Raw genomic sequence first — 24,786 nt, forward strand, 5'->3', positions numbered from 1 at the left:
CGGAACGGGTGGACCGGCGCGAAGCCGGTCCGGGCCTACTGTATTTGCTTCCGACCGAATGCCCGTCCGGCGCCTGTGCGATTGCCGTCACCCGCCGTACGCCCGCCGTACCCGCGCGGGCCGTCCGCGCCAACCGAAAGCCCGGCCCGGCGGGCGCGTTCACGGCGTCCACCGGGCCGGGCAGTTGTAGCAGAACTGTCGAACAGCGGGCTCTGCGGCGGCTGTTACGCGTCCACCGTCGCGGGCTGCTCCTCGCTCCCGGCCGGCGGTTGGGCCTTCACCGAGTCGAGCAGCAGCTGGGCCACGTCGACCACCTTCAGGTGCTCCTTGGCCGCGCCCTCGTTCTTCTTGCCGTTGACCGAGTCGGAGAGCATCACCAGGCAGAACGGGCAGGCGGTGGAGACGATGTCCGGGTTGAGCGACAGCGCCTCGTCCACGCGCTCGGTGTTGATCCGCTTGCCGATGCGCTCCTCCATCCACATCCGGGCACCGCCGGCGCCGCAGCAGAAGCCGCGCTCCTTGTGCCGGTGCATCTCCTGCTGGCGCAGACCGGGGACCTTGTCCATGATCTCGCGCGGCGGGCTGTAGACCTTGTTGTGGCGGCCCAGGTAGCAGGGGTCGTGGTAGGTGATCAGGCCCTCGACCGGGTTGACCGGGACGAGCTTGCCCTCGTCGATCAGGTGCTGCAGCAGCTGGGTGTGGTGGATGACCTCGAAGTGGCCGCCCAGCTGCGGGTACTCGTTGGCGATGGTGTTGAAGCAGTGCGGGCAGGTGGCCACGATCCGCTTGACCGGGGCGTCCTCCAGGGCCGCGTTCAGCGTCTCCACGTTCTGCGCGCCGAGCATCTGGAACAGGAACTCGTTGCCCAGGCGGCGGGCGGAGTCACCGGTGCAGGACTCCTCCTTGCCGAGGATCGCGAACTTCACGCCCGCGGTGTGCAGCAGCTCGGCGAAGGCCTTGGTGGTCTTCTTGGCGCGGTCCTCCAGGGCGCCGGCGCAGCCGACCCAGTAGAGGTACTCGACCTCGGCGGGGTCGATGTCCTCGCCGATCACCGGCACCTCGATGCCGGTCTCCTTCTTGAGCTCCTTGACCCAGTCCAGGCGGGCCTTGGTGGCCATGCCCCACGGGTTGCCCTTGTTCTCCAGGTTCTTGAGCATCGTCCCGGCCTCGGTCGGGAACGAGGACTCGATCATCACCTGGTAGCGGCGCATGTCGACGATGTGGTCGATGTGCTCGATGTCGACCGGGCACTGCTCGACGCAGGCGCCGCAGGTGGTGCAGGACCACAGCACGTCCGGGTCGATGACGCCGTTCTCCTCGGCGGTGCCGATCAGCGGGCGCTCGGCCTCGGCCAGGGCGGCCGCCGGGACGTCCTTGAGCTGCTCGGAGGTGGCCTTCTCCTCCCCCTCCATGTCCTTGCCGCCGCCGGCCAGCAGGTACGGCGCCTTGCCGTAGGCGTGCTCGCGCAGGCTCATGATCAGCAGCTTCGGCGAGAGCGGCTTGCCGGTGTTCCAGGCCGGGCACTGCGACTGGCAGCGGCCGCACTCGGTGCAGGTGGAGAAGTCGAGGATGCCCTTCCAGGAGAAGTGCTCGACCTGGGAGACGCCGAAGACGGCGTCGTCGGCCGGGTCCTCGAAGTCGATCGGCTGACCGTTGCTGGTCATCGGACGGAGGGCGCCGAGCGCGGTGCCGCCGTCCTCCTCGCGCTTGAAGTAGATGTTGAAGAAGCCGAGGAAGCGGTGCCAGGCCACGCCCATCGAGGGGTTGAGGCCGATGGTGATCGCCCACGCGAACGAGATGGAGATCTTCAGCATCGCGAACAGGTAGATCAGGTTCTCCAGCGTGCCGTGCGCCACGCCGCTGAACGCGGAGACCAGCGGGTACGAGACCAGGTGCTCCGGCCCGTACGAGTCGACGTTCTCCAGGGCGCCTTCCAGGCCGCGCAGCATCAGGATGCAGATGCCGATGCCGAGGATCGTGTACTCGACGTAGAAGGCCTGCCAGGCGATCGAGCCGGCGAACCGGGACTTGCGGCCGGACCTGGACGGCAGGCTCATCAGCCGGATCACGATCAGGACCAGGATGCCCAGCGTGGTCAGGGTGCCGATCAGCTCGACGAAGAGCTGCCAGATCATCCAGCGACCGATGATCGGCAGCGCGAAGTCGGCGTCGAAGAGCTGGCCGAAGGCGTTGACCAGGGTGAGCACCAGGCTGAAGAAGCCGACCGCGACGAACCAGTGGGCGACGCCGACGACCCCCCAGCGGTTCATCCTGGTGTGGCCGACGAACTCGGTCGCGACGGTCTTCACCCGCAGGGCGGGCTGCCCGAAGCGGGTGGAGTCGTCCGCACCGGTGCGGACCACCTTGTAGATGTACAGCGCCGCACGGGCGGCGAGCGCGGTGCCGATCACGAATGTGACCAGCGAGATGACGATCGCTGCTAGCTGCATCGGCTCTCCGTCTCCTGCGGCTTTGCGGTTGAGCAGGCTCTGCGGTTCTCAGGGTCTTTGGAACTGAGTGTACTGGTCGGTAACTTGCCGGGCCGACGGCCCGGACATTACCGGTGGGCAACAGTTCTCCAGAAGATTCCCAAGCTATGGCGACAGTCACGTGGGCGCACCCCCCGCCACGGCGTGGCGGGGGCTCCCGAGGGGCTCGGGGCCCACCTCCGAGCCCTCGACCGAACCTTCGGCTCAGCAAACTTGAGCGGCTCGCACTCATACCTGTTGACGCCGCCCATCGGGTCGTGCATCCTTGAGCCCGTAAAGCTCAACTCTTCCGTGGAGGTATCTACGATGGCACGCGCGGTCGGCATCGACCTCGGTACGACGAACTCGGTCGTCAGCGTTCTGGAGGGTGGCGAGCCCACCGTCATCACGAACGCCGAGGGTGCGCGGACCACGCCGTCCGTCGTCGCCTTCGCCAAGAACGGCGAGGTCCTCGTCGGCGAGGTGGCCAAGCGCCAGGCGGTCACCAACGTCGACCGCACCATCCGCTCGGTGAAGCGCCACATGGGCACCGGGTGGAAGATCAACATCGACGGCAAGGACTTCAACCCCCAGCAGATCTCGGCCTTCGTGCTGCAGAAGCTGAAGCGTGACGCCGAGGCGTACCTGGGCGAGACCGTCACCGACGCCGTCATCACCGTCCCGGCGTACTTCAACGACTCCGAGCGCCAGGCCACCAAGGAGGCCGGCGAGATCGCGGGCCTGAACGTCCTGCGCATCGTCAACGAGCCGACCGCGGCCGCCCTCGCGTACGGCCTCGACAAGGACGACCAGACCATCCTGGTCTTCGACCTCGGCGGTGGCACCTTCGACGTCTCCCTGCTGGAGATCGGCGACGGGGTCGTCGAGGTGAAGGCCACCAACGGTGACAACCACCTCGGTGGTGACGACTGGGACCAGCGCGTCGTCGACCACCTGGTCAAGGTCTTCCAGGCCGGCCACGGCGTCGACCTGTCCAAGGACAAGATGGCCCTCCAGCGTCTGCGCGAGGCCGCCGAGAAGGCGAAGATCGAGCTGTCCTCGTCCTCCGAGACCTCGATCAACCTGCCGTACATCACGGCCTCCGCCGAGGGCCCGCTGCACCTGGACGAGAAGCTCACCCGCGCCCAGTTCCAGCAGCTGACCACGGACCTGCTGGAGCGCTGCAAGGTCCCGTTCCACAACGTGATCAAGGACGCCGGCATCTCGCTCTCCGAGATCGACCACGTCGTCCTGGTCGGTGGCTCGACCCGCATGCCGGCCGTCGCCGAGCTCGTCAAGGAGCTGACCGGCGGCCAGGACGCCAACAAGGGCGTCAACCCGGACGAGGTCGTCGCCATCGGCGCCGCGCTCCAGGCCGGTGTCCTGAAGGGCGAGGTCAAGGACGTCCTGCTGCTCGACGTCACCCCGCTGTCCCTCGGCATCGAGACCAAGGGCGGCATCATGACCAAGCTGATCGAGCGCAACACCACGATCCCGACCAAGCGCTCCGAGATCTTCACCACGGCCGAGGACAACCAGCCGTCCGTGCAGATCCAGGTCTACCAGGGCGAGCGCGAGATCGCCGCGTACAACAAGAAGCTCGGCATGTTCGAGCTGACCGGCCTGCCGCCGGCGCCGCGCGGCCTGCCGCAGATCGAGGTCACCTTCGACATCGACGCCAACGGCATCATGCACGTCGGTGCCAAGGACCTCGGCACCGGCAAGGAGCAGAAGATGACCGTCACCGGCGGCTCCTCGCTGCCGAAGGACGAGGTCGACCGCATGCGCCGCGAGGCCGAGCAGTACGCCGAGGACGACCACAAGCGCCGCGAGGCCGTCGAGACGCGCAACTCCGCCGAGCAGCTCGTCTACTCGACCGAGAAGTTCATCGCCGACAACGCCGACAAGCTGCCGGGCGACGTCAAGACCGAGGTCGAGACCGCCATCGGCGAGCTCAAGGAGGCCCTGAAGGGCGAGGACATCGCGAAGATCCGCGAGGCCTCGGAGAAGGTCTCCACCACCGCGCAGAAGCTCGGCCAGGCGCTGTACGCCAACGCCGACGCCACCGCCGGTGCCGCCGCCTCCGGTGACTCCGCCCAGGCCAAGGACGACGACGTCGTCGACGCCGAGATCGTGGACGACGAGAAGCCCAAGGGCGGTGCGGCATGACGGACAAGCCGCAGGGCGGCAAGCCCGGCGACGACTCCGCCGCCGAAGAGGCCGTGATCAAGGCTGCCGAGGAGGCCGCCGCGGCCGGCTCCGGGGACTCCGGTTCGGAGGAGCTCGCCACCGCCAAGCGGGAGCTCGCCGAGCGCACCGGCGACCTCCAGCGCCTCCAGGCCGAGTACCAGAACTACCGCAAGCGGGTCGAGCGCGACCGGCTGACCGTCCGCGAGATCGCCGTCTCCAACATCCTGGAGTCGCTGATCCCGGTCCTGGACGACATCGGCCGCGCCCGCGAGCACGGCGAGGTCACGGGCGGCTTCAAGTCCGTCGCCGAGTCGCTGGAGACGGTCGTCGCCAAGCTGGGCCTGCAGCAGTTCGGCAAGGAGGGCGAGCCCTTCGACCCGACCATGCACGAGGCACTGATGCACAGCTACTCCTCGGACGTCACCGAGGACACCTGCGTGCAGGTCCTCCAGCCCGGCTACCGCATCGGCGAGCGGATCATCCGCCCGGCGATGGTGGCCGTCGCCGAGCCCCAGCCCGGCAGCCAGGCGTCCCCGGGCGCCGAGGCGAAGTCCACCGACAAGGACAAGTCCGACGGTGGCTCGGACAGCTGACAACCTGTGACAGCTGACAACCAGTGCGCTGCGGAGTCGTACGCCGGCCAGTACGGCGGCCGGCTCCGCAGCGCTCTGTCAACGGTCGTACACCCAGCGGCTGTTGACAGCTCTGTGACGATGGAACTCGGGAGGTGGCGGGAGCCGTGAGCGAGCGCAGCGAGCGAACAATCGAGAGGCGCGTGAACCGCTCAGCGGCTGCCGAGCACAGCGAGGTGGACGCATGAGTGGCAAGGACTTTGTCGAGAAGGACTACTACAAGGTCCTCGGCGTGCCCAAGGACGCCACCGCCACCGAGATCAAGAAGACCTACCGCAAGCTCGCGCGCGAGTTCCACCCCGACGCCAACAAGGGTGACGCCAAGTCCGAGGAGCGGTTCAAGGACATCTCCGAGGCGTACGACGTCCTCTCCGACGAGAAGCGCCGCAAGGAGTACGACGAGGCCCGCAGCCTCTTCGCCAACGGCGGCTTCCGGGCCGGCGGCCCCGGCGGCACGGGCAGCTACAGCTTCGACTTCGGCGACCTCTTCAGCGGCAGCCAGGGCGCCGGCGGTGGCGGTGGCGGCGGCCTCGGGGACGTCTTCGGCGGCCTCTTCAACCGCGGCGGCACCCGCCAGGCCCAGCCCCGGCGCGGCGCCGACGTCGAGACCGAGGTGACGCTCTCCTTCGAGGAGGCGGTGGACGGCGCGACCGTCCCGCTGCGGATGACCAGCCAGGCCCCCTGCCGCGGCTGCAACGGCACCGGGGCCAAGGCCGGCACCACCCCGCGGGTCTGTCCGACCTGCGTCGGCGCGGGCACCGTCAGCCGCGGCCAGGGCGCCTTCGCGCTCTCCGAGCCGTGCAAGGACTGCCGCGGCCGGGGCATGATCGTCGACGACCCGTGCCCCGACTGCCACGGCAGCGGCCGCGCCAGCTCGGCCCGCACCATGCAGGTCCGGATCCCGGCCGGCGTCCAGGCCGACCAGCGCATCCGGCTCAAGGGCAAGGGCGCCCAGGGCGAGCGCGGCGGGCAGCCCGGCGACCTCTACGTCACCGTGCACGTCGACCCGCACCCGGTGTTCGGCCGCAAGGGCGACAACCTCACCGTCACCGTCCCGGTCGCCTTCCCCGAGGCGGCGCTCGGCGCCACCATCGAGGTGCCCACGCTGAACGGCCCGGCCGTGAAGCTCAAGCTGCCCCCGGGCAGCGCCAACGGCCTCACCATGCGCGCCCGCGGCAAGGGCGCCACCCGCAAGGACGGCACCCGCGGCGACCTCCTCGTCACCGTCGAGGTCGTGGTGCCGCAGCACGTCACCGGCGACGCGCTGAGCGCCCTGGAGCAGTACCGCGAGGCCACCGCCTCCGACGATCCGCGAGCCGACCTGTTCAGGGCGGCGAAGGGAGCGTGACGACCAGATGTCCCCGATGAACCCGATCGACCCCGACACCCCGATCGGCCCCGGCCTCGGCGAGGGCCTGCCCGGCGCCGGCGCCCGCCGCACCCGCCGGGCCGCCGCGGCCCCGCCGACGTACGTGCTCACCGAGGACACCCCGGTGTACGTCATCTCCGTGGCCGCCGAACTGTCCGGTCTGCACCCGCAGACCCTGCGCCAGTACGACCGCCTCGGCCTGGTCTGCCCCGACCGCACCGCCGGCCGGGGCCGCCGCTACTCCGCGCGCGACATCCAGCAGCTGCGCGAGGTCCAGCGGCTCTCCCAGGACGAGGGCATCAACCTGGCGGGGATCAAGCGGATCATCGAGCTGGAGAACCAGGTCACCGCCCTCCGGTCCCGCGTCGCGGAGCTGGTCGACTCGCTGGAAGGCGCCGCCACCGCCCTCCAGCAGCGCGAGGCCGCCGTCCACGCGTCCTACCGCCGCGACCTCGTCCCGTACCAGCCCCCCACCCCGCAGTCCAGCGCGCTCGTCGTCTGGCGTCCCAAGCGCTGACCTGACGCATCCACCGGCCGCCGGTCCCTCCTCTCGGGGGGTGCCGGCGGCTCGGTGTTGGTGAGAGAGTGCTCTATCGGGCCGGCACGGTCGATCTGCGGGCGGCAAGGCACCCGGTCAGCGCCACCTAGGATTCTTGCCACAGAAGACGACAGTCGCGTTGACTACTTCCCGGTCAACACTAGGAGCCGAGATGAGTGGGCGAGAGCACGCGGGGGCTGCATTCGGCGGATCGCGCGTCCTGTCCGAGGACGCCCGAAAGCTCTACCTGCAGGCCGTCAACGAGAACGGTCGTCTCTCCCGGAGCGCGTGTCCGGCCGCCGGTGTCCCGGCCCTCGATGAATTGTTGAAACTCGGACTGCTCATACCCGACAGCGACGAACCGGGCGCTTTGCTCGCGGTCGATCCGGCCCAACTCGCCGACAGTCTGAGTTCCACCTGGCAGCGTCAGGCCCTCGATCTGCTCTCCAGAGCGGTATCGCTGCCCGGCGACCTCAGTGAACTCGCCGAGGCATTTCACGCCCCCGACACGACGGGTGGGGCCATCGAATACATCCACGGGAAAGCGCGGATAAATCAGAGACTTCAGCAGTCGGCCGCCGCGGGAGTCACGGAAGGCCTGTCCATGCAGCCCGGCGGACCCCGCCCGGCGGAAATGCTGACGTCTTTCCTGGCGCGCGACCTGGAGATTCTCCGCCACGGCGCGTCGATGCGCACCATTTACAACGCGAGCACCCGCTACCACCAGGCGACCCGGGACTACGTCGCGAAGCTGACCGAGGAAGGGTGGCAGTTCCGCACCCTGGACGAGCCGTACGCCCGGCTGATCATCGTGGACCGCAAGCTGGCCGTGATCCCGGTGGTGGACGACGACCTGGCCGCGTTCATCCACGATCCGGCCATCGTCAGCTTCCTCATCGAGGAGGTCTTCGAGCGGAGCTGGAACCGGGCCCTGGAATTCGACGGGGACCGTTCCGTCCCCCAACAAGTGGTCTCCAGACTGCGCCAGACGATCATCGACCTGATGCTCGCCGGGACGAACCACCGGGTCATCGCACGACGGCTGGGCATCAGTGAGCGCACCCTGGCGCGCCACATCGCGGAACTGAGGGAGGAGTACCACGTCGACTCCCTCTTCCAGCTGGGCTACGCGCTCGGCCGGTCGACGAGACCGGAACTGGGCTGAGGGCGGCCGCCGAATCCCGCCCCACCCGGCGCGAAAGGCTCAGCCTTCACGCCCGCCCCGTCCCGATCGAGCCGTACGGCCGGATTTCAGCCCCAGTGCAGGTCGTCGGCAACAGCCGTCAGCGCACTGGTGCTCACAGCCGCGTGCCCACTGTCGGACGCGAAGGAGACTCCGGTCAGAACCGCCATGCCGATGAGGATCGGAAGCGCAGCCTTGCAGACGAGTCGACGCAGAGACACGGACCCACCCTCCAAACTCTCGAACACCTAGGACCGAATCAATAGCACTGGCGTCCACATGATGCCGCACCTTCCGCGAGAGTGCCATCCCCACTCCCCCCGGCCGGAGCGTCATCTCTCTGCCAGGCATCCAGATGACAGGGCGGGACGCTGGACGCGGCCGCGCGCGCTGATAGACGATCAGTTCGCTCCCAATGGTCCAGCACAGATAGCGAACTTGCCGCTGTACCGTCAAATATCTGCCGGATCTCTTCCGCTCGCAGACTCAAAAGCCACTGTCCTCAGCGCCCGCCGGCACCACATCACCACCCGGTCGGCCTTTCCCCGGAGTCGACATGACCGAGCCCTACCTGCGTCACCACGACAGCCAGGCCCCTGAGGGTCGGCGTGCACGTGTGTTCCTGGCCGCCCCGCTGATGCGACTGACCGGGCCGGCCGACAGTGTGGTGACGCTCGCCAGCCGGACGCGGCTGACGACGCTCCGCACCACCCTGCTGCGCAGCGGTGCCGCCGTGTACAGCGCGCACCACAGCGACGCCTGGACCATCTCCGGTCGCGCGCCGGAGCCCCGCGTCCCCTCCGACTTCCGCGCCCTCCAGTCCGCCGACCTCGTGTTCGCCTACGTCGGGGCCCCCCTCTCGGCCGGCGTGAGCCTGGAGCTCGGCTGGGCGTCGGCGCTGCGCAAGCCGATCGTCCTCCTGGTCGACGAGGCCATCACCCACAACCCGCTGATCGCCACCATCGAGCAGGTCGCCCCCGTCCTGCCGCTGGTCTTCGACGACACCTGGTCGCAGGAGGCCCTCAACCACACGGTCGAGACCGCGCTCGACTGGGCGGGCATGGCGCTCTCCCTGCGCGAGGGCTTCTGGACCGCCCCCGGCGAGCAGTTCAACGTCCCCCGGCAGCAGCCCCCGGTCCCCGGCTACTGGCCGACCGGCGCCGCCACCGGCTGAGCGACCGTCACGTCCCGGCCTGGCTCCCCGTGTCCGCCGGCCCGCTCGGAACAGCGCCTCCGCGTCGTACGGCTCACGCAGCCGGGCGAGGTGACCGGCGACGGTGCGTCCGCCCAGCCCCGTCCGGCCTGCGATCGCCCGCTGCGTGAGCCCCCGGGCGTGCGGCCGTCCGGCCTCCTCGCGGGCGGCGGGCACCCTCGCACCGTCGAACAGCGCGGCCCGGTCCACGACTTGGGCCTGCCGCCGACGCCGCTCGAAGACGCCCAGCAGGTACGTGACCGCCGCCGGATCCGCCACCATGGCGGCGACCCCGTCGTCCGGGGTCGCCGGGATCACGGCGACGGCGCGGTCGAGGACCGGCGTCCGGCCGGAGCCGGCGCCGAGGACCCGGATCCGCGAGCCCGCCGCCGCGGCCGGCGCCGCGTCGTGGGCCCGGGCGAGGCCCTCCGGCGGATCCGGCAGGTGGGCGGCGCGGAGCGCGGTGGCGGCGGGGTCAGTCACGGTGCTCGCCCCGCAGCTGCCAGCCGAGGTGGAAGAGGGTACGGGCACCGTAGCGGTCGCGCAGCCGGGCGATGTGGGCGGCGACGGTGCGCTCGCTGACGCCCAGCCGGGTGGCGACGGCCCGTTGGGTGAGGCCGCGGGCGAGCAGCCGGCCGATCCGGACGGTGGTGACGGGCGGCGGATCGAGGTGGCCGTCGGCGGGGGCGGCGCGGGCCCAGTCGCGTTCGAACTGGGCCACCAGGTAGGCGACGGTGGTGGGGTCGGTGAGGAAGACGGCCCGGTTGCGGTCCTCGGCGGCGGGGATGACGGCCACCACCCGGTCGAAGACCAGCACCCGCTCGTACGGTTCGGCGAGGACCCGGACCTGGGCGCCCTGTCCGGTGCGCAGGGCCACCTGGCTCCGCACGGCGGGGTCGGCGAGGGTGACCGACTGGTAGACGGTGCGCAGCGCGCAGCCGCGGCGGAGCAGCGAGAGGTCCTGGGCGAGGGCCATCCGGAGCCCTTCGAGCGGACGCAGCCCCGGCTGGGCGGCCAGCACCTCCTCGCGGCACTCCGAGACGAGCTCGCTGATCCGCCCGCGGACCTCGGCGGCGTCGAGGACGGCGCCGGTCCTGGGACGCGCGGCCGAGGGGCCCGGGGGCGGTGCCCCGACCGGGTGGCGGGCCTCGTCGTAGGCGCGGGCCAGCGGGCCGAAGGTGGCCGGGAGCCGCTCGGCGTGCCGCAGCAGCCGCAGGGCGCGGGTGCGCAGTTCGACGCCGATCCGGTCGCCGAGGGCGCGCGGACCGGCGGCGGTCCAGCCGGTGGCGGTGGGGGTGAGCAGGCCGCGGGCGACGAGCGCGGCCAGGGCCGGGCGGTCGGCGGGGGCGAGGTCGTCCGGGCGCAGCCGGCCGCCACCCCGGACGGCGGCGAGGTAGAGGGCCCGCTCGGCCGGGCCCGGTTCATCGGTCATCGCGGGCGCCTCGCATCAGCCAGCCGAGCTGGAAGAGGGTCTGCGCGCCGTAGCGGTCGCGCAGCCGGGAGATGTGGGCGGCGACGGTGCGCTCGCTCAGGCCCAGCCGGGTGGCGACGGCCCGCTGGGTGAGGCCGCGGGCGAGCAGCCGGCCGACCCGGTCGGGGATGGTGCGGGCTGGTGCCTGGCCGAGGGCGGCCCCGGCGGTGTCGGCGCGGGCCCAGTCGCGTTCGAAGCCGCCGACCAGGTAGGTGATGGTGGCCGGGTCGGTGATGAAGGCGGCGGTGCTGTTGTCGTCGTTGGCGGAGATCACGGCGACGGAGCGGTCGAAGACGATCAGCCGCTGGAAGGGCTCGTCGAGCACGCGGATGAGCGAGCCGTGCCGGGTGACCTCCTCGGCGTAGGCGAGCGCGGGCGGGTCGGCGAACGCGACCGGCTGGTAGATGGTGCGCAACGAGCAGCCGCGCTGCAGCAGTTGGACGTCCTGGAGGAGGGCGACCTGGAGGGTGTCGGCGGGCCGGTGGCCGGGCTGCGCGGTGAGCACCTCGGAGCGGCAGTCGGAGACCAGCTGGGAGATCCGCTGGCGGATGTGGACGTGCCCCTCGACGTGCACGGCGGCGCCGGCCCGGTCGGTCGGGCGGGGCATCGCGTCGTAGGCCCGGGTGAGGCCGTCCAGGGCGCCCGGGAGGTTCTCCGCGCGGACCAGCAGCCGGGTGGCCTCGCTGCGCAGTTCGGCGCCGAGGCGGTCGCTGACCGAGCGCGGGCTGACCGCGGTGAAGCAGCGGTCCATCCGGTTGACCATCAACAGGCCGATGTCGATGAGCTGTTGCAGCGCGTCCCGGTCGACGTCCGCGACCTCGGCGGTGGGGACGCGGCCGCCCTCGGCGATGATGGCCAGGTAGAGCTGCCGGGCGGCCTCGTCGGGTTCCTCGCCCACCGGCCCGTGGTGCGGTGTGACCGCCGGGTCCCCCGTCACGTCGCACTCTCCCTGCCGGACGCCTGTCCCCTGGTACTGCCCGTGCTCCCCGCCGCGCGGGCCGTGGCACCGGCGGGCCGGGCGGGCCCGCGGTACCGGTGGGCCGGTACGGCGTGATCATGGAACCGGCGGTCACGGTACCGGTTGGTGCGGCGGGCCCCCGGGCCGGGTGCCGTCGCACGCCGGTTCGTCCGGGGGCCGCCATCGGTACGCCAAGCCCAAGCGCTCCCGTCGAGGCGGAGCAGCAACGCCTCGACGGGTCCGGTCCGGGGGCCATCACCACACATGAACCCCGGTCCGGTGCTCTTCCCCCCCGTTCCGCCGGTGCGCGAGTCGCGTCGGCGGTCAGTATGAAGAGCCAGCCGCCGTCATCGGGCTGCGGTTGCCCGGACGACTTGGCGTGCCTCCACCCTCACAGCGTGACGGCCGGTGAACAAGTGCCGCCCGAGTGCAGGTTCGCGCAATTGCAGCTATCTGCAGCCGGCCCGGGTGCGGCGCCTCGGGCGGCGGGGCGGACTCCGGTGGGAACCACGGCCGGTGAGGGGTGCCGGCGCCCCCGGCGGCCGCGCCGGGCGGCCGCGCGCGGTGCCCCGGCGGTGCACGTTCCTGCACCGGCGGCGTGTTCCCGGGCCGTGCGTCGGGGCGCGCGTCGGGGCGCGGCGGCGGGAGGTGTCGGACCCGGCCCGGCCGTCAGACCCGCCCCAGCAGCCGGCCCCGGGCCAGCCCGGCCGCGGTGCCGCCCGCGGCGAGCACCCAGGCGAGCGCCAGCAGCAGGTAGAGGCCGAGGGCCAGCCCACTGAAGCCCGCGAAGCCGGTGTGCCGGGCGAGCGCCGAGGCGCCGGTGACGCAGGTGCCGACCGGGAAGGTGTACGCCCACCAGGTCATCGCGAACGGCATTCCGGCCCGCCGGGCGCGCAGGTTGGCGGTGAGCGCGACGGCCAGCCAGAGCATCGCGACGCCGATCACCGCCACCCCGTACAGCTCGGCGAGGTCGACCATGGCGGGCGCCAGCGCGGGCAGCACCGGGCGGGCGGCGTCGGCGAGCTGGTGGACCGCGGTGACGGACTGGCCGAGCGGGCCGAGCACCAGGAACAGCGAGGGGGTGAGCGCCAGGGCGGGCAGCTTGCTGTGGAACAGCCCGGTGAACACCACCGGCAGCAGCACCAGGGTGGCCAGCAGGCCGACCCCGAACAGCGCCCAGCAGCCGTACAGCATGGCCTGCTGGGGCGTCCCGGCCGGCAGGTGGGGGACGAGCGCGGGACCGCAGGCGGAGGCGACCAGCGGGGCGACGACCGGCAGCAGCCAGGTCGGGTTGGCCTCCAGGGCGGAGACCGGGTGCCGGGTGATCATCAGGTACGGGATGCCGCCGGCCACCGCGAGCGCGTACACCGTGCCGAGGGTCCACAGCACCGCGTCCAGGGCGACCGCCGGGCCGGTGCCGATGACCCGGGAGCCGAGCAGCAGGGTGCCCAGCCCGACCGCCAGCAGCGCCATCGGCGGGCAGCCGTAGAAGACCGCGGTGGCCGGGTTGTCCAGCAGCTGGGCGCGGGCCGCCTCGCGGTGCCGGGTGAGGTGGACCAGCCGGGCCCCGACCAGCACCAGCAGGGCGGCCAGCGCGAGCGCCCACATCACCTCGCCGAAGCCGGTCAGCCCGGGCAGCCGCACCGGGAGGACGGCGGCGCCGTTCGCCAGGATCGCGGTGCCCATCACGGCGGCGTACCAGTTGGGGCCGAGCTGGGCGAGGTCCGGCCGGGGGCGGACGGCGGCGGGGCGGGCGAGGGGGCGGATACCGGCCAAAGTGGACATGTCCCCTACCGTCGCCGGTGGGCCGGGCGGCCGGTAGCGCCGGGGATTCTATGGGGGCATAGCCTGAACCTATGGCTCTCTCCTCGCACGTCCCCGAACTCGGCGCCCTGGAACTGCTGCTCGCGGTGGCCCGGCTGGGCAGCGTCGGACGGGCGGCGGCCGAGCTGGGCGTCAGCCAGCCGACCGCCAGCGCCCGGATCAAGGGCATGGAGCGGCAGATCGGCGTCCCGCTGCTGGACCGCTCACCCCGGGGCAGCCGGCCGACCGAGGCGGGCCGACTGGTGGTCGAGTGGGCCCGGCAGGTGGTGGAGGCGGCGCAGGCGCTGGACGCCGGGATCGACGCGCTGCGCGAGCGGCGGGACGCCAAGCTGCGGGTGGTGGCCAGCCTGACCGTCGCCGAGTACCTGATGCCCGGCTGGCTGCTGAGCCTGTCCGAGGCCAGCCCGGGGACGGCGGTGACGCTGCGGACGGCGAACTCGGCGGAGGTCGCCGGGCACGTCCTGGCCGGGGACGCCGACCTCGGCTTCGTCGAGGGCCCGTCCACCCCGCCCGGGCTGGCCGGCGCCGTGGTGGCGGCGGACCGGCTGGTGGTCGTGGTGGCGCCGGGCCACCCCTGGGCCCGCCGCCGCGCCCCGCTGACCGGGGCCGAGCTGGCGGCCACCCCGCTGACGCTGCGCGAGCCCGGCTCGGGCACCCGGGAGGTGCTGGAGACGGCCCTGCGGCCGTACGGGGGCGTGGCGCGGCCCCGGATGGAGCTGGCCTCGTCCACCGCGCTGAAGGCGGCGGCGATGACCGGGGCGGGGCCGGTCTGCCTGAGCGAGCTGGCGGTGACGGAGGAGCTGGCCACCCAGCGGCTGGTCGAGGTGCCGCTGGCGCGGGAACTGGACCTGCGGCGGCCGCTGCGCGCGGTCTGGCCGGCCGGGCAGCGGCCGGGCGGACCGGCCCGGGAGCTGCTGGGGCTGACCCGGCGGACGGCCGTCCGCAATCCGACGAGCAAAAGTTGAGCGGAATAGACTCAACATAGTGCATGCTGTACGTAGCAGCAGTGCAGGACGACGAGGGAGGACCCCCCAGCAGTGGACGCCAGCAAGTTCACCACCAAGACGCAGGACGCCCTGGCCGCCGCGATCCGGCAGGCGGGCGCGGCCGGCAACCCGGACGTCAGGCCGGTGCACATCCTGATCGCCCTGCTGGAGCAGCCCGAGGGCATCGCCCGGCCCCTGCTGGAGGCGGTCGGGGCGGACGTCGCCCGGGTCGACGCCGAGGCCCGCCGCCAGGCCGCCGCGCTGCCCAGCGCGATGGGCTCGACGGTCGCCGCGCCGCAGCTCGCCCGGGACACCATCGCGGTGCTCACCGAGGCCGGCAAGCGCGCGGACGACCTGGACGACCAGTACGTCTCCACCGAGCACCTGATGGTCGGCCTGGCCGCCGAGGGCGGCGCCGTGGCCGAGCTGCTGGTGCACCAGGGCGCCACGCCGAAGGCGCTGCTCGCCGCGTTCAAGGACGTCCGGGGCAGCGGCAAGGTCACCTCGCCGGACCCGGAGGGCACCTACAAGGCCCTGGAGAAGTACGGCACCGACCTCACCCAGGCCGCCCGGGACGGCAAGCTCGACCCGGTGATCGGCCGCGACCACGAGATCCGCCGGGTAGTCCAGGTGCTCTCCCGCCGGACGAAGAACAACCCGGTGCTGATCGGCGAGCCCGGCGTCGGCAAGACCGCCGTGGTCGAGGGCCTGGCCCAGCGCATCGTGGCCGGCGACGTGCCGGAGTCGCTGCGCGGCAAGCGGCTGGTCGCGCTGGACCTCGGCGCGATGGTCGCGGGCGCCAAGTTCCGCGGCGAGTTCGAGGAGCGACTGAAGGCCGTCCTGAACGACATCAAGTCCTCCGACGGCCAGGTCGTCACCTTCATCGACGAGCTGCACACCATGGTCGGCGCGGGCGCCGGCGGCGACTCCGCGATGGACGCGGGCAACATGCTCAAGCCGATGCTGGCCCGCGGCGAGCTGCGGATGGTCGGCGCCACCACGCTGGACGAGTACCGCGAGCGGATCGAGAAGGACCCGGCCCTGGAGCGCCGCTTCCAGCAGGTGCTGGTCGGCGAGCCCAGCGTGGAGGACTCGATCGCCATCCTGCGCGGGCTCAAGGGCCGGTACGAGGCGCACCACAAGGTGCAGATCTCGGACGCCGCCCTGGTCGCCGCGGCCACCCTGTCCAACCGCTACATCACCTCCCGCTTCCTGCCCGACAAGGCGATCGACCTGGTCGACGAGGCGGCCTCCCGGCTGCGGATGGAGATCGACTCCTCCCCGGTCGAGATCGACGAACTCCAGCGCTCCGTCGACCGGTTGCGGATGGAGGAGCTCGCCCTGGAGAAGGAGTCGGACCCGGCCTCGGTGGACCGGCTGGCCCGGCTGCGGCGCGACCTCGCCGACCGGAACGAGCAGTTGAGCGTGCTGACGGCGCGCTGGGAGCAGGAGAAGAAGAGCCTCAACCGGGTCGGCGAGCTCAAGGAGCGGCTGGACGACCTGCACGGCGCGCTCGAACGCGCCCAGCGGGACGGGGACTTCGAGCGGGCGTCCAAGCTGATGTACGCCGAGATCCCGGCCGCCGAGAAGGAGCTCACCGACGCCCAGGAGCGCGCCGCCGACCAGGACGCCTCCGCCTCGATGGTCAAGGAGGAGGTCGGCCCGGACGACGTGGCCGACGTGGTCGCCTCCTGGACGGGCATCCCGGCCGGCCGGCTGCTGGAGGGCGAGAGCGCCAAACTCCTGCGCATGGAGGATGAGTTGGGCAGGCGCCTGATCGGCCAGAAGGAGGCCGTGCAGGCCGTCTCGGACGCGGTGCGGCGCACCCGCTCCGGCATCGCCGACCCGGACCGCCCGACCGGCTCCTTCCTCTTCCTCGGCCCGACCGGCGTCGGCAAGACCGAACTCGCCAAGGCCCTGGCCGACTTCCTGTTCGACGACGAGCGGGCGATGGTCCGGATCGACATGAGCGAGTACGGCGAGAAGCACTCGGTCTCCCGCCTGGTCGGCGCCCCGCCCGGGTACGTCGGCTACGAGGAGGGCGGCCAGCTCACCGAGGCCGTCCGCCGCCGCCCGTACAGCGTGGTCCTGCTGGACGAGGTGGAGAAGGCCCACCCGGAGGTCTTCGACGTCCTGCTCCAGGTGCTGGACGACGGCCGGCTCACCGACGGCCAGGGCCGCACGGTGGACTTCCGCAACGCCATCCTGATCCTCACCTCCAACCTGGGCAGTCAGTACCTGGTCGACCCGGTCACCCCGGAGGCGGAGAAGCGGGAGCTGGTGCTGGGCGCCGTCCGGTCCGCGTTCAAGCCGGAGTTCCTCAACCGGCTGGACGACATCGTGGTCTTCGAACCGCTGGGCACCGGCGAGCTCAGCCGGATCGTCGACCTCCAGGTGGCCCGCCTGGGCGAGCGGCTGCAGGAGCGGCGGCTCACCCTGGAGGTCTCCGAGGCCGCCCGCGACTGGCTGGCGCTCACCGGCTACGACCCGGCGTACGGCGCCCGCCCGCTGCGCCGGCTGGTGCAGTCCGCGATCGGCGACCAGCTCGCCCGGGCGATCCTGTCCGGCGCGGTGCACGACGGGGACACCGTCGTGGTCGAGCGGGACGAGGAGGGCGACCGCCTCACCGTCCGCGGCCGGGGGCCGCTGGAGAAGTAGGACCGCCGGGCGTCCGGCGCACGGGCCGCTCCCTCCGCTCCGGCGGCGGGGGCGGCCCGTTCCGCTTCCGCGCCCGGCGTCACCCGGGCGGCCTCACCCGGCGGGCGTCACTTCGCCGCCTGCCTCAGCAGCCGCCGCGTCCGGTCCCGCCGGCTGCGCGCCAGCCGGTGCAGCTCGGCCACCTGGGCGTCCGGCAGGCCCCAGGCCTGGGTCAGCAGCCGGAGCGTGGACACCCGCGGGCAGGAGACCCCCCGTTCCAGGTCCCTGATCGACCGCACGCTCAGCCCGGTCGCCTCGCCCAGCTGCTCCTGCGTCATGCCCCGGTCCAGCCGGATGCTCCGCAGCAGCGCCCCGAGCGATGCGCCGTCCCCCGTCGCCGCTCCACCCACTCCTGTTCCCCCCTCAATTCCGGACAGTCCACCTCAGGACGGCCCAACTCCCCCGGTCCGGCCGGGATTTGATCGAAGCGAGTGCCGTCGCACGCTAACCGCAACCGGTCGGCGCGGCAGCCGAACCGGCGCGCCGGGCGCGTGACGTGGCTCACGCGCCCCCCGCGGGCGGCCTGCCCCGGCCCCGCGCACCCTGCGTGACCACCACGCCTTGAACCCGCCGCCGGAACCGCCGGACGGCACCCGGGAGAACCGGGGGGAAAGAACGCCGGGAAGAACGGGGGGACGAACACCGGACGAAGATCCACACACCCCCGGGCGCCCCTGTGAGCGAAGGCCCGAATGAGGCAGGATGGGAGGTGGAAAGGGCGGCCTCTCATTGCCGGCCACCACGTGCACTGAGGAAGAGGACCCCCATGAGCATCGATCCGTCGTCCATCCCGTCCTTCGGCGTTCCCCAGGGCGGCCAGCCCGGCGGCCAGGGCGGTCGGCCGGCCGGCCCGCCGCCGATCATCGTCCCGGACCAGGCCCTGGTCACCCAGCTGCTGGACCAGATGCAGCTCAAGCACGTCGTGGACGAGGAGGGCGACCTCACCGCCCCCTGGGAGGGCTTCCGCGTCTACTACATGTTCCGCGGCGAGCAGAAGGAGCTCTTCGCGGTCCGCGCCTTCTACGACCGCGCGTACCCGCTGGAGAAGAAGGGCGAGATCCTCGACCTGATCGACGAGTGGAACCGCGAGACCCTCTGGCCCAAGGTGTACACCCACACCCACGAGGACGGCGTGGTCCGCCTGATCGGCGAGGCCCAGATGATCGTCGGCACCGGCGTCAACCTGGACTACTTCGTCACCACCACCGCCAACTGGACCCAGGCCGCGGTCGGCTTCGAGCAGTGGATCGTCGAGCGCCTCGGCCTCCAGAACGAGATCGAGGGCGAGGACGGCGAGGGCACCGAGGGCACCGACGAGGCCTGATCCCGCTCCCGGCACTCCGGTCCGGCCCGCCACCGGCTCCGCGCCGGTGGCGGGCCGTTCTTGTCCCCGGCTCCCGGCTGTCCCAGGATGGCCCTGACGACGAGCCGTGAGGAGCCACCGATGGGTACCAGGCCACTGCTGAACCGCCGACTGGCCGGGATGGGCACGACGGTCTTCGCCGAGATGTCCGCGCTGGCCACGGCCACCGGATCGATCAACCTCGGCCAGGGCTTCCCGGACACCGACGGGCCCGAGGAGGTCCGCGAGGCGGCCGTACGGGCCCTGCGCGAGGGCCGCGGCAACCAGTACCCGCCCGGCCCCGGCATCCCCGAACTGCGCACCGCGATCGCCGAGCACCAACAGCGCTTCCACGGCCTCTCGTACGACCCGGACACCGAGGTGCTGGTCACCGCCGGCGCCACCGAGGCCATCGCCGCCACCCTGCTGGCCCTGCTGGAGCCCGGCGACGAGGTGATCGCCCTCGAGCCCTTCTACGACTCCTACGCCGCCTGCATCGCGATGGCCGGCGCCACCCGCGTCCCGCTCACCCTGCGGGCCCCGTCCTTCCGCCCCGACCTCGACGAGCTGCGCTCGCTGGTCACCCCGCGCACCCGGCTGCTGCTGATCAACACCCCGCACAACCCGACCGGCACCGTCCTCACCGCCGAGGAACTGCGCGGCATCGCCGAACTCGCCGTCGAGCACGACCTGCTGGTCGTCACCGACGAGGTCTACGAGCACCTGGTGTTCGGCACCACCCACCACCCGATCGCCGCGCTGCCCGGCATGCGCGAGCGCACCGTCACCATCTCCTCGGCCGGCAAGACCTTCTCCTTCACCGGCTGGAAGGTCGGCTGGGTCACCGCGAGCCCGGACCTGGTCGCGGCCGTGCGCACCGCGAAGCAGTACCTCACCTACGTCAGCGCCGGCCCCTTCCAGTACGCCGTCGCGGAGGCGCTGCGGCTGCCCGACGCCTACTTCGACACCCTCCGCGCCGACCTGCTGCGCAAGCGCGACCTGCTGGTCGACGGCCTCGGCGCGGCCGGCTTCCGGGCCTTCACGCCCGAGGGCACGTACTTCGTCACCACCGACATCACCCCGCTCGGCGAGAAGGACGGCATCGAGTTCTGCCGTGCCCTGCCCGGCCGTTGCGGCGTCGTCGCCATTCCGAACGCGGTGTTCTACGACGACGTGGACGCCGGCCGTAGCCTGGTCCGCTTCACTTTCTGCAAAAAGGACGAGGTTCTTCGGGAGGCCGTCACCCGTCTACGGCGCCTGTGACGGGCCGCACGCCCCCTTTCACTCCCTTCGAACAGAAGCGTCCATGACCTGACACCAGTTCTGATGGATCATCAACTTCCTTGATCGGCTTGCCTGTTTGCCTCAATCGAGACATCCTGGCCGCCCCTCCGGGCGTTCCCCCGCCGCCCTCCACGCCCCGCGCCCGGAGGGCGGCGGCGTGTGCTGCACCCGAACAGCGCACACCCGGCGCGCACGGCGCACGATCCGGTGATAGGGGCGCGCGCTGTGCAGACTCGCACATGGACTCGATCAGACCCGGGAAGCAGATGTGCTCTAAACGGTGAATGCTTGACAAAGTTGGGTAAATCACCGGCGGACCCGGCGTATTCGTGCTTCTCTGCTGCTGAATCTCCAGCCGGAATCCTTCCTTCCACGGTCGGCCGCGCCCAGGGCCGCACAGCCACGAACAGCCTCGCCATCGCCTAGGCCTAGTCGCTGCTGCTCGGCGGGCGCGCACGGAGCTGAAACGCGGAGCCGAGCATGCTCACCACACTGCAGACCTCCTACACGGACACCCGCGCCGGTGACCTCGCCTGGTGCCTCGGCGGCGACCCACTGCCCGCGCTCGCCGTCCGCGACCTGAGACTCGACGGAGGAGGCCGCCCGGGCACGTCCGGCACCCTCCAGCTGCGCCTGCTGGGCGCCTCCCACCAGGTGGTGATCGACGCGGGCCCCGGCCAGTGCCTGGAGACCGTCGCCTGCCTGCCCGGCCGCCGCACCCCGTTGCCGGCCCGGGTGGCCAAGCAGGTCGGCGGCTGGGAGTACGAGTTCGCCGCCCGCATCGAGGCGCTGCCGCCGCACGACTTCGCGGCCCGCGCCCAGGAGCTGCTGGCCCTCGTCGAGGGGCACCCGCGCGGCCTCGCCGGGGTCTTCCCTGGCGACCCGAGCGCCTTCACCGCGCTGGTCGCCCAGGGCGGCGCGGACCGGCTGCTCTGGCGCACCTGGCACGCCTACCCGCAGGAGGGGCAGCTGGTGTGCACCCGCTCCTCGCTGGTGGTGTCCGGGGGATGACCGCCCGAAGCCCGGACCGGAACACCGATCCGGCCGTAGGCCGTCCAGCGCGGGCCTGCGAATCGTACGCAGGAACGGTTCGTCAATCCGACGTCGCCCACTGTCCGTCGGATGGGCGCAGCGATCCGTCCCGCACGTCCCCTAGCGTTTGTTCGTGATCAACCATCCGGCCGGTCCGCCCGCACGCCCGCGAGTGGACCTCGACGACGGCGCCCCACCCCGGCCCGGGCGAGGCCTCGCCCCACTCCTGCCCGCCGGCCGTCCATCCCGGCTGCGCTCCCGCCCCCGGCTCGCCCGCCTGGCCGTCCTGCTGGCCGCGTTCGTCTGCGCGGCCTGCGGACTCGTCTACGAGCTCGAACTCGTGGCGCTCGGCGACTACCTGATCGGGGACACGGTCACCCAAACCTCCGTCGTGCTCTCCGTCATGGTGTTCGCGATGGGCCTCGGCTCGCTGCTCGCCAAACGGCTCACCAGCCGGCCCGCCACCGCCTTCGCCGCCGTCGAGTGCGCGCTCGCGCTCACCGGCGGACTCTCCGTCCTCGCGCTCTACTCCTGCTGGGCCTGGCTCGGCCGCTACCAGGCCGCCATGGTCGGCCTCACCTGCCTGATCGGCATCCTGATCGGCGCCGAGATCCCCCTGCTGATGACCCTCATCCAGCGGATCCGGCGCGAGGACGCCGGGCGGGCCGTCGCCGACCTGTTCGCCGCCGACTACGTGGGCGCGCTGATCGGCGGCCTCGCCTTCCCGTTCCTGATCCTGCCCGCCCTCGGGCCGGGCGACGGCGCGCTGCTCACCGGCGCCGTCAACGCCGTCGCCGGGGCCGCCGTGGTGCTCTGGCTGTTCCGCGAGGAACCGGCCCCCCGGATACGCCGGCTGCTGTGGGGCGGCTGCCTGCTGGTCCTCGGCCTGCTCGCGGCGGCCGCGGCCGGCTCCGAGGCCGTCGAACGCGCCGCCCGGCACGCCCTGTACGGCGACCAGGTCCGCTACGCGATCCGCAGCCGGCACCAGGAGATCGTGCTCACCGGCCCCGCCGAGGGCCCCCTCCGGCTCTACCTGGACGGCCGGCTGGCGGTCTGCGGGCCCGACGAGTACCGGAGCAGCGAGGGCCTGGTCCACCCCGCCATGGCGGCCGGCCCGGACACCCGGGTCCTGCTGCTCGGCGGCGGCGACGGGACGGCCCTGCGGGAGGTGCTGCGGCACCGGGGCGTCCGCACCGTCCGGCTGGTCGACGCCGACCCCGTCCTCCCCCGGCTGGCCCGCACCGACCCCGGGCTCGCCGCCCTCGACGGCCACGCGCTGGACGACCCCCGGGTCCGCACCACCGCGGCCGACCCGCTGGCCTGGCTGCGCGGCGCCGGCGCCCCCGGCGGGGACGGGCCGTACGACGTGGTGCTCGCCGACCTCCCAGCCCCGGCCGACGGCGGGCCGGTCAAGTTCCACTCCCAGGAGTTCTACGGCCTCGCCACCCGGCTGCTCTCCCCCGGCGGGCGGATCGCCGTCCGCGCCGGGAGCGACCCGGCCGGCCTCTGGCAGATCGAGTCCGGCCTGCGCGCGGCGGGCCTCCAGACCGCCCCGTACGCCGTCCCGGACAGCCCCACCGCCACCTGCCGGCCCGGCCCGCCGGGCGACGCCCGGAACTTCCTCCTCGCCGCCGCCGACCGCCCCCGGCTCACCCTCGCCCCCGACGCCCCGCCACCGCGCGCCCTCACCCCCGACACCCTCCGCACCACCACCGCCCGCCTCACCGCCCTCCGCCCCACCCATCCCCCGGCCGCCCTCACCCTCCTCGGCCCACGCTGAGGGCCGCACGACGCCGTCGCCGCTGCGGCCCCGCCGGAGCGGCGACGGGGCGGAGGAGGACGGGCTCCCGGCACGGCGGGCGCACCGGGCCGCGCCACGACCCCCGCGTCCGGGCCGGGGCGATGGTGCGACGGCCAAGGGAACAGGCGGGGCGGGGAAAATCGGATGGTGGTGGGTAGGGACCGGGCGGGGGGCAGTCGGTAGGCTCCGTGGCATGGAGCATGAGGTTGTCGTCCCGATGTCCGCCGAGCTGGTGCGGCAGGCCTTGCAGGATCCGGCGCTGCTGGCGCGGAGTGTGCCGGGGCTGAGCACCGAGCCGGCCGCGGTCGGCGCCGGTGCGGCCGAGGAGATCAGCGGCCGGCTGAAGCTGCGGGTCGGCGGCTCCACGATCACGTACAAGGGCGTGCTGTCGCTGATCGAGGGCCGGGAGGGCGTGCTGACGGTGCTCGCCGAGGGCGAGGAGGCCCGGGGCAGCGGCGAGGTGACCGCCACGGTCCGGGTCAGCGTCGCGGACGGCGCCGAGGACGGCACCGCGGCGATCCGCTTCACCGGTGACCTGAGCGCCACCGGCCGGCTGACCGAGTTCGACGAGGAGACCCTCGACGCCACCGGCCGCCGTCTGCTGGACAGGTTCGCCGCCGCGCTGGTCGCCCCGGAGGGCGAGCAGCCGCAGGACCCGGACCAGGAGGAGGACGACGACGACGCCCCCGCCGGGACCGACGCCGGTGTGGTCTTCATCGAGGAGCGCCAGGACCAGCCCGGTGACGACCTGGACGACGACCTCTCCGACCTGATCGCCTTCTCCGACGCCGACGCCGAGCGCTTCGGTCTGCCCACCGGTTCCGCCGACGACGACGAGGACGACGTCGACGGCGAGGACCCGGACGGCTCCGCCGAGCGGGACGGCGTCGCCGAGGAACTCCCCGCCGAGCCGCTCTTCGCGTACGAGGACGAGCCGGTGCTCTCCGGCCCGGTGCGCCGCAGCATCGTCGGCCGGTCCGCCGAGGAGGTGGACCACGCCCCGCCGCGCGGCCCGTACGCCCCGGCGCTGCCCGCCCGCAGCGCGCGGGCCCGGGCGGCGTCCCGCTGGGGCGGCGAGGCCGGTGGGATCGTGGTGCCGGGCACCGGCGGCCGCAGCGCGGTGCCGTGGGTGATCGGCGGCTCGGTGGCGCTGCTGGGCGGTGCCGTGGTGCTGGTCAGGGCGCTGCGCCGGCGCTGAGCCCGGAGAGCCGCCGGGACCACCAGGGCCTAGACTGAACGCTCATGAGCAACGACCGCGACGCCCTGCTGGCACAGATCAAGGACAAGGCCGTCGTGCACGGCAAGGTCACCCTCTCCTCCGGCAAGGAGGCCGACTACTACGTCGACCTGCGCCGGATCACGCTGGACGGCGTGGCCGCCCCGCTGGTCGGCCGGGTGATGCTGGACGCGACCTCGCACCTGGAGTACGACGCCGTCGGCGGTCTGACCCTGGGTGCCGACCCGGTGGCCGCCTCGATGCTGCACGCCGCCGCCGCGCGCGGGCAGCAGCTGGACGCCTTCGTGGTCCGCAAGACCGGCAAGGCCCACGGCCTCCAGCGCCGGATCGAGGGCCCGGAGGTCAAGGGCCGCCGGGTGCTGGCCGTCGAGGACACCTCCACCACCGGCGGCTCGGTGCTGACCGCCGTGGAGGCGCTGCGTGAGGCGGGCGCCGAGGTGGTCGGCGTCGCGGTGATCGTGGAGCGCGGCGGCGCGGCCGCCGTCGAGGCCGAGGGCCTGGAGTACGTGACCGCGTACACCCTGGACGACCTGGGTCTCTGACCCCGCCCGGTACGACGAACGACGGAGGGCCGGAGCTGTT

Annotated in this window: 19 protein-coding genes; 14 read left to right on the forward strand and 5 right to left on the reverse strand. The window is 72.7% G+C overall.

Annotation, left to right across the window (positions count from 1 at the left end; genetic code table 11):
• Positions 1-224 precede the first annotated feature (224 nt).
• Complete coding sequence (locus tag ACGF13_RS03620) at positions 225-2,450, reverse strand: (Fe-S)-binding protein (protein ID WP_392868530.1); 2,226 nt, start codon at positions 2,448-2,450, stop codon at positions 225-227.
• A 345-nt stretch (positions 2,451-2,795) separates the two neighbouring features.
• Between ACGF13_RS03620 and dnaK the strand changes: the two genes are divergently transcribed.
• The 6 genes from dnaK (at position 2,796) to ACGF13_RS03650 (ending at position 9,554) form a co-directional block, all read left to right on the forward strand.
• Positions 2,796-4,637 (forward strand): molecular chaperone DnaK, encoded by a 1,842-nt coding sequence (gene dnaK, locus ACGF13_RS03625; RefSeq protein WP_392868532.1) that lies wholly within the window; start codon positions 2,796-2,798, stop codon positions 4,635-4,637.
• On the forward strand, positions 4,634-5,251 hold the full coding sequence (gene grpE, locus ACGF13_RS03630; RefSeq protein WP_392868534.1) for a nucleotide exchange factor GrpE: 618 nt from the start codon (positions 4,634-4,636) through the stop codon (positions 5,249-5,251). Before dnaK ends, grpE begins: the two co-directional genes overlap by 4 nt.
• 223 nt (positions 5,252-5,474) lie before the next feature.
• The gene (gene dnaJ, locus ACGF13_RS03635) at positions 5,475-6,638 is read left to right on the forward strand and encodes a molecular chaperone DnaJ (protein WP_392868536.1); all 1,164 of its coding nucleotides are present in this window, start codon (positions 5,475-5,477) and stop codon (positions 6,636-6,638) included.
• 7 nt (positions 6,639-6,645) lie between these two features.
• Positions 6,646-7,176 (forward strand): heat shock protein transcriptional repressor HspR, encoded by a 531-nt coding sequence (locus ACGF13_RS03640; protein WP_380453079.1) that lies wholly within the window; start codon positions 6,646-6,648, stop codon positions 7,174-7,176.
• Between the two features lie 193 nt (positions 7,177-7,369).
• Positions 7,370-8,362 (forward strand): hypothetical protein, encoded by a 993-nt coding sequence (locus ACGF13_RS03645; protein ID WP_392868538.1) that lies wholly within the window; start codon positions 7,370-7,372, stop codon positions 8,360-8,362.
• 574 nt (positions 8,363-8,936) lie between these two features.
• Positions 8,937-9,554, forward strand: coding sequence for a hypothetical protein (locus ACGF13_RS03650; protein WP_051709310.1), 618 nt, complete (start codon positions 8,937-8,939; stop codon positions 9,552-9,554).
• A 493-nt stretch (positions 9,555-10,047) separates the two neighbouring features.
• On the opposite strand, the gene ACGF13_RS03655 is transcribed toward ACGF13_RS03650, so the two are convergent.
• The 3 genes from ACGF13_RS03655 to ACGF13_RS03665 all read right to left on the reverse strand — a co-directional run bounded on the left by ACGF13_RS03655 (position 10,048) and on the right by ACGF13_RS03665 (position 13,786).
• The gene (locus ACGF13_RS03655) at positions 10,048-11,004 is read right to left on the reverse strand and encodes a LuxR C-terminal-related transcriptional regulator (RefSeq protein ID WP_392868540.1); all 957 of its coding nucleotides are present in this window, start codon (positions 11,002-11,004) and stop codon (positions 10,048-10,050) included.
• Positions 10,994-11,980, reverse strand: a complete 987-nt coding sequence (locus ACGF13_RS03660; RefSeq protein WP_392868542.1) for a LuxR C-terminal-related transcriptional regulator — start codon at positions 11,978-11,980, stop codon at positions 10,994-10,996. Before ACGF13_RS03660 ends, ACGF13_RS03655 begins: the two co-directional genes overlap by 11 nt.
• A 690-nt stretch (positions 11,981-12,670) precedes the next feature.
• Positions 12,671-13,786, reverse strand: a complete 1,116-nt coding sequence (locus ACGF13_RS03665) for a TDT family transporter (RefSeq protein ID WP_392868544.1) — start codon at positions 13,784-13,786, stop codon at positions 12,671-12,673.
• A 71-nt stretch (positions 13,787-13,857) separates the two neighbouring features.
• Here ACGF13_RS03665 and ACGF13_RS03670 point away from each other — a divergent pair, with 71 nt between their 5' ends.
• A complete protein-coding gene (locus ACGF13_RS03670) occupies positions 13,858-14,790 on the forward strand; it encodes a LysR family transcriptional regulator (protein ID WP_392868546.1) in 933 nt (310 codons plus the stop codon).
• Positions 14,791-14,862: 72 nt separating this feature from the next.
• Positions 14,863-17,469, forward strand: coding sequence for an ATP-dependent chaperone ClpB (clpB, locus tag ACGF13_RS03675; RefSeq protein ID WP_392868548.1), 2,607 nt, complete (start codon positions 14,863-14,865; stop codon positions 17,467-17,469).
• 107 nt (positions 17,470-17,576) lie between these two features.
• Here clpB and ACGF13_RS03680 read toward each other — a convergent pair whose 3' ends face one another.
• A complete protein-coding gene (locus tag ACGF13_RS03680) occupies positions 17,577-17,858 on the reverse strand; it encodes a helix-turn-helix domain-containing protein (RefSeq protein WP_392868550.1) in 282 nt (93 codons plus the stop codon).
• Between the two features lie 416 nt (positions 17,859-18,274).
• Between ACGF13_RS03680 and ACGF13_RS03685 the strand changes: the two genes are divergently transcribed.
• The 6 genes from ACGF13_RS03685 to pyrE all read left to right on the forward strand — a co-directional run bounded on the left by ACGF13_RS03685 (position 18,275) and on the right by pyrE (position 24,746).
• The gene (locus ACGF13_RS03685; RefSeq protein WP_392868552.1) at positions 18,275-18,832 is read left to right on the forward strand and encodes a YbjN domain-containing protein; all 558 of its coding nucleotides are present in this window, start codon (positions 18,275-18,277) and stop codon (positions 18,830-18,832) included.
• Between the two features lie 120 nt (positions 18,833-18,952).
• Positions 18,953-20,113 (forward strand): pyridoxal phosphate-dependent aminotransferase, encoded by a 1,161-nt coding sequence (locus ACGF13_RS03690; RefSeq protein WP_392868554.1) that lies wholly within the window; start codon positions 18,953-18,955, stop codon positions 20,111-20,113.
• A 501-nt stretch (positions 20,114-20,614) separates the two neighbouring features.
• Positions 20,615-21,145, forward strand: coding sequence for a DUF2617 family protein (locus ACGF13_RS03695; protein WP_392868556.1), 531 nt, complete (start codon positions 20,615-20,617; stop codon positions 21,143-21,145).
• Positions 21,146-21,299: 154 nt separating this feature from the next.
• Positions 21,300-22,946, forward strand: a complete 1,647-nt coding sequence (locus ACGF13_RS03700) for a polyamine aminopropyltransferase (protein WP_392868558.1) — start codon at positions 21,300-21,302, stop codon at positions 22,944-22,946.
• Between the two features lie 214 nt (positions 22,947-23,160).
• A complete protein-coding gene (locus ACGF13_RS03705) occupies positions 23,161-24,165 on the forward strand; it encodes a CoxG family protein (RefSeq protein WP_392868560.1) in 1,005 nt (334 codons plus the stop codon).
• A 44-nt stretch (positions 24,166-24,209) separates the two neighbouring features.
• A complete protein-coding gene (gene pyrE, locus ACGF13_RS03710) occupies positions 24,210-24,746 on the forward strand; it encodes an orotate phosphoribosyltransferase (protein ID WP_392868562.1) in 537 nt (178 codons plus the stop codon).
• The last annotated feature ends 40 nt before the right edge of the window (positions 24,747-24,786 follow it).

Source organism: Kitasatospora sp. NPDC048286 (genome assembly GCF_043201735.1).
Classification (GTDB): Bacteria; Actinomycetota; Actinomycetes; order Streptomycetales; family Streptomycetaceae; genus Kitasatospora.

What these genes read in the sequence shown, in the direction of transcription:
- ACGF13_RS03685 (WP_392868552.1), top strand. Translation starts at nt 18,275, where the DNA reads ATGAGCATCGATCCGTCGTCCATCCCGTCCTTCGGCGTTCCCCAGGGC.
- grpE (WP_392868534.1), top strand. Translation starts at nt 4,634, where the DNA reads ATGACGGACAAGCCGCAGGGCGGCAAGCCCGGCGACGACTCCGCCGCC.
- ACGF13_RS03705 (WP_392868560.1), top strand. Translation starts at nt 23,161, where the DNA reads ATGGAGCATGAGGTTGTCGTCCCGATGTCCGCCGAGCTGGTGCGGCAG.
- ACGF13_RS03655 (WP_392868540.1), bottom strand. Translation starts at nt 11,004, where the DNA reads ATGACCGATGAACCGGGCCCGGCCGAGCGGGCCCTCTACCTCGCCGCC.
- dnaJ (WP_392868536.1), top strand. Translation starts at nt 5,475, where the DNA reads ATGAGTGGCAAGGACTTTGTCGAGAAGGACTACTACAAGGTCCTCGGC.
- ACGF13_RS03650 (WP_051709310.1), top strand. Translation starts at nt 8,937, where the DNA reads ATGACCGAGCCCTACCTGCGTCACCACGACAGCCAGGCCCCTGAGGGT.
- ACGF13_RS03665 (WP_392868544.1), bottom strand. Translation starts at nt 13,786, where the DNA reads ATGTCCACTTTGGCCGGTATCCGCCCCCTCGCCCGCCCCGCCGCCGTC.
- ACGF13_RS03645 (WP_392868538.1), top strand. Translation starts at nt 7,370, where the DNA reads ATGAGTGGGCGAGAGCACGCGGGGGCTGCATTCGGCGGATCGCGCGTC.
- ACGF13_RS03620 (WP_392868530.1), bottom strand. Translation starts at nt 2,450, where the DNA reads ATGCAGCTAGCAGCGATCGTCATCTCGCTGGTCACATTCGTGATCGGC.
- dnaK (WP_392868532.1), top strand. Translation starts at nt 2,796, where the DNA reads ATGGCACGCGCGGTCGGCATCGACCTCGGTACGACGAACTCGGTCGTC.
- pyrE (WP_392868562.1), top strand. Translation starts at nt 24,210, where the DNA reads ATGAGCAACGACCGCGACGCCCTGCTGGCACAGATCAAGGACAAGGCC.
- ACGF13_RS03690 (WP_392868554.1), top strand. Translation starts at nt 18,953, where the DNA reads ATGGGTACCAGGCCACTGCTGAACCGCCGACTGGCCGGGATGGGCACG.
- ACGF13_RS03640 (WP_380453079.1), top strand. Translation starts at nt 6,646, where the DNA reads ATGTCCCCGATGAACCCGATCGACCCCGACACCCCGATCGGCCCCGGC.
- ACGF13_RS03695 (WP_392868556.1), top strand. Translation starts at nt 20,615, where the DNA reads ATGCTCACCACACTGCAGACCTCCTACACGGACACCCGCGCCGGTGAC.
- ACGF13_RS03670 (WP_392868546.1), top strand. Translation starts at nt 13,858, where the DNA reads ATGGCTCTCTCCTCGCACGTCCCCGAACTCGGCGCCCTGGAACTGCTG.